Source organism: Pseudomonas sp. CM25, from assembly GCF_013179705.1.
GTDB lineage: Bacteria > Pseudomonadota > Gammaproteobacteria > Pseudomonadales > Pseudomonadaceae > Aquipseudomonas.
The window spans coordinates 1-4,327 of the sequence record NZ_JABMCW010000405.1 but is presented as its reverse complement, the minus strand read 5'-3'; the positions used below and the strand labels follow the sequence as shown (position 1 = coordinate 4,327).

Annotated in this window: 2 protein-coding genes; both read left to right on the top strand. The window is 66.3% G+C overall.

Annotation, left to right across the window (positions count from 1 at the left end):
* Nucleotides 1–44: 44 nt before the first annotated feature.
* Nucleotides 45–3,866, top strand: coding sequence for a YhdP family protein (locus HP546_RS26615; protein ID WP_172231739.1), 3,822 nt, complete (start codon nucleotides 45–47; stop codon nucleotides 3,864–3,866).
* A gap of 8 nt (nucleotides 3,867–3,874) precedes the next feature.
* Nucleotides 3,875–4,327 (top strand): nitrilase-related carbon-nitrogen hydrolase (locus HP546_RS26610; RefSeq protein ID WP_306125768.1); only part of this gene is annotated, 453 nt, incomplete at its 3' end.

Here is a 4,327-nt window from a genome sequence, read left to right as displayed (position 1 = left end):
AAACCGGCACCGCGGGCCATCATGGATATACGACTTGGAGGGCCATGGCCATGGGACGTCTGACCCGCGTTCTTGTCGCCTTGACCCGCTGGGGGCTGGGTATTTGCGCCCTGCTGGCGGTATTGGTGGCGCTGTATGTCAGCCTCGGCCGCGAACTGGTGCCACTGGTGGCCGAGTACCGCGCCGATGTGGAAAGCAAGGCTGGGCAGGCACTGGGCCTGCCAGTGCATGTCGGTGCCCTGGAGGGGCACTGGAGTGGGCTGGCGCCGGTGCTGCGGGTGCGCGACCTGCAATTGGGCGAGGGCGCCACGGCGCTACGTCTGGACGATGTCATGCTGGTGCCCGACGTGTGGGCCAGCCTCACTGCCCGCGAAGTGCGCCTGGCGCGCATCCAGCTGGGCGGCCTGCAGCTGATCCTGCGCGAAAACGAGCAGGGCGCCTGGCAGCTCGAAGGGCTGCCGAAGCAGGATGACGCGCCGCTCGACCCTGCCCAGTTGTTGCAGCGCATGCGCCAGCTGGGGCGCATCGATGTGTTCGACAGCCAGGTCACCCTGCACCCTTGGCAGCGCGATCCGCTGACCCTTACCTATGTCAGCGCCGGCCTGCAGGCCGGCGCCTCGCGCCAGGCACTGGACCTGCGTGCGACATTGCCCGATGGTCAGCCGCTGGCGCTGAACCTGCGCAGCCGTGCGTCGGCCGAGGCGTGGCGTGAGGCCCAGGTCGAAGCCTACCTGAGCCTGCCGCAAAGTGACTGGGCACGCTGGTTGCCACCCAGCCTGCTGGGGCAGTGGCAGGCCAACGCCCTGCACGCCGGCGGCGAAATCTGGGTCGACTGGGGCAATGAGCAATTGCAACGTGCCGTGGTGCGGCTCAATGCACCCGAGCTGCAGGGTGCCTATGCCGGGCGCAAGCCTGCCAAGCTCGCCAATCTGGCCCTGGGGGCGTGGTTCCAGCGCGAGGATCAGGGCTTCGACGTAGTGGTCGACTCGCTGGCCATGGATATCGGCAAGACTCGCTGGGAGTCGCACCTGCATTTGCAGCAGCGCGCTGGCGAGAATGCAGCCGATGAAAGCTGGCGAGTGCAAGCCGACCGGCTCGACCTTACCCCCTTGACCCCGTTGATCAATGCCCTGGCGCCCTTGCCGGACAAGGTCATGGCAGTCGTCGATGGCCTGAACGTGACCGGGGCCTTGCGCAATGTGCGCCTGGAGGCGCGGCCCAAGGCTGAAGGTGACCAGCGGCTGCAGTTCGAAACCAACCTGGAGGCGGTCGGTTTCGACGCCTATCACGGGGCCCCGGCGGCGGGGAACGTCAGCGGCAGCATCAGCGGCGACCTGGGCCATGGCGAGCTGCGCCTGGACACCGATGCGTTCATGCTGCACTTGTACCCGATCTTCGCCAAACCCTGGCACTACCTGAAGGCCAATGCGCAGCTGACCTATGCCCTCGACAAGGACGGCTTCACCCTGGTCGCGCCCTACCTCAAGGTGCTGGGCGAGGAGGGCAAGATTGCCGGTGACTTCTTGATCCGCCTGCTGTTCGAGGAGGGTCGCGAAGACTACATGGACCTGCGCGTCGGCCTCACCGAGGGCGATGGCCGCTACACCGCCAAGTACCTGCCCGAAGTACTCAGCCCGGCCCTGGACGAATGGCTGCGCAGCGCCATCGTCAAAGGCACGGTGGACGAAGGCTACTTCCAGTACCAGGGCTCGCTGAACCATGGCGCCACGCCGGAAGCCCGCAGCATCAGCCTGTTCTTCAAGGTGCGCGACGCGGCCCTGGACTTCCAGCCGGGCTGGCCGCAGGTGCAGCATGTGGATGGCGACGTGTTCATCGAGGACAGCGGTGTGCGCGTCAAGGCCCAGCGTGGCGTGCTGCTGGACACCAAGGTCAGCGACGTCAATGTCGACATCCCCCACGCCGAGGGTGACCAGCACAGCCACCTGTACCTGGATGGCAACTTCGACGGCAGCCTGGGCGATGGCCTGAAGATTCTCAAGGAGGCGCCCATCGGCACCGGCGAGATCTTTGCCGGCTGGGAGGGCGAGGGGCCGCTCAAGGGCAAGGTCAAGCTCGATATCCCTCTGGCCCACGGGCAGCGACCCAAGGTGCAGGTGGATTTCGCCACCGCAGATGCGCGCCTCAAGGTGGCGCCGCCAACTCTTGAGTTGAGCCGCCTGAAGGGTGACTTCAAGTTCGATTTCGACAAGGGCCTGAGTGGCAAGGGGATCAGTCTGCAGGCGTTCGGCAAGCCTGTGACGGCGCAAATCACGGCCGAGGGGCAGGACGGGCAAATGCAGACGCGCATTGACGCCAATGGCCAGGTGTCGCTCAAGGCACTCACCGAATGGCTGCAGTTCAACCAGGCCCTGCCAGCGTCCGGCGACCTGCCCTATCAGCTGCAGCTGAGCCTGGGCAGCCGCGACAACCGGCTGAGCGTCAACTCTAGCCTCAAGGGCCTGGCCATCGACTTGCCTGCGCCGTTCGGCAAGGCCGCAGCGGATACCCGTGACAGCCGTTTCAGCATGAGCCTGCAGGGGCCGGAGCGGCGCTTCGATGGCGCCTACGCCGACCTGGCCCGCTTCGCCTACGCCGCGCCATCAGACAAGCTGGCCCAGGGCCGTGGCGAACTGTTGCTGGGTACCGGTGACGCCCAGGTGCCGGCCGGGCAAGGCCTGCGTGTACGCGGGCACCTGGACGCGCTGGACCTGGCGCCCTGGCAGGAACAGGCGGCGCGCCTGGCCGGCGATGACCCGGGCGGCAGTGCACGGCAGAACCTGCAAAGCGTCGACCTGAGCATCGGCCAGCTGAAAGCCTTTGGCATGGACCTGAACCAGGCCGTGGTGCGCCTGGCCCGTGGCGGCTCGGCCTGGGACCTGCGGCTCGACAGCAAGGAAGTCATCGGCAATGCCCGGGTGCCCGATGCCAAGGGCGCGCCCATGGTCGTGCGCATGCAGACCTTGCGCCTGCCTGCCGCCACGCCTGCTGAAAAGCAGGCCGAGGACGGCCCGGATCCACTGGCCAGTTTCGACCCGCGCAAGGTGCCGGCACTGGATTTGAGCATCGACAAGCTGTACCGCGGTGATGACCTGTTCGGCAGCGCGTCGGTCAAACTGCGGCCGACCACCCGGGGTGTCACTGCCAGCGATATCGATCTCGACTTCAAGGGCCTGCGCATTGATGGCGGTGGTGGCTGGGAAGGCCAGGTGGGCGATACCAGCAGCTGGTACAAAGGGCGCCTGGACGGCAAGAACCTGGCAGACGTGCTCAAGGCCTGGGGCTTTGCGCCGACCGTGACCAGCCGTGACTTCCGCCTGGATGTGGATGGCCGGTGGCCGGGTTCGCCTGCTGCGGTGGGCCTCAAGCGCTTCTCCGGGAGCATGGACGCGGCACTGCGCAGTGGCCAGTTCGTCGAGGTAGAAGGCAGTGCCCAGGCCTTGCGGGTGTTCGGCCTGCTCAACTTCAACTCGATTGGCCGGCGCCTGCGCCTGGACTTCTCCGACCTGTTCGACAAAGGCCTGGCCTATGACCGGGTCAAGGGCCTGCTGGTGGCCAGCAATGGCGTCTACGTGACCCGCGAGCCGATCACCATGACCGGCCCTTCGAGCAGTTTCGAACTCGAAGGCACCCTGGACATGGTGCGTGACCGGGTCGCCGCCAACCTGCAGGTGAGCCTGCCGGTGACCAACAACCTGCCGCTGGCCGCGCTGATTGTCGGTGCCCCGGCCATCGGCGGGGCGTTGTTCCTGGTCGACCGGCTGATCGGTGACCGTGTATCGCGCTTTGCCAGCGTGAATTACCGTGTCGAAGGCCCGTGGAAAGAGCCTAGAATCACCTTTATGAAACCTTTCGAGAAATCCCGCTAGGAGTGCCCATGAAGGCAGCGGTAATCCAGATGGTCAGCCAGGACGATGTGCTGGCCAACCTGCAGCGCGCCGCTGCCCTGCTGGAGCAGGCCGCGCTCGGAGGGGCGCGGCTGGCGGTGCTGCCGGAAAACTTCGCCGCCATGGGCCGCAAGGACGCCGCCGCCATAGGCCGCGCCGAAGCAATGGGTGACGGGCCGATCCTGCCATGGTTGAAACGCACTGCTCGCGACCTCAGGTTATGGATTGTCGCCGGCACCTTGCCATTGCCACCGGTCGGCCAGCCCGAGGCCAAGGCCCATGCCTGCTCGCTGCTGATCGACGAACACGGTGAGGTAGTGGCACGGTATGACAAGTTGCACCTGTTCGACGTGGACGTTACCGACAACCGTGGCCGCTACCGCGAGTCGGATGATTACGCCCATGGCGCCCAGGTGGTGGTGGCGCAAACACCGATTGGCAAG

What these genes read in the sequence shown, in the direction of transcription:
- HP546_RS26615 (WP_172231739.1), top strand. Translation starts at nt 45, where the DNA reads ATGGCCATGGGACGTCTGACCCGCGTTCTTGTCGCCTTGACCCGCTGG.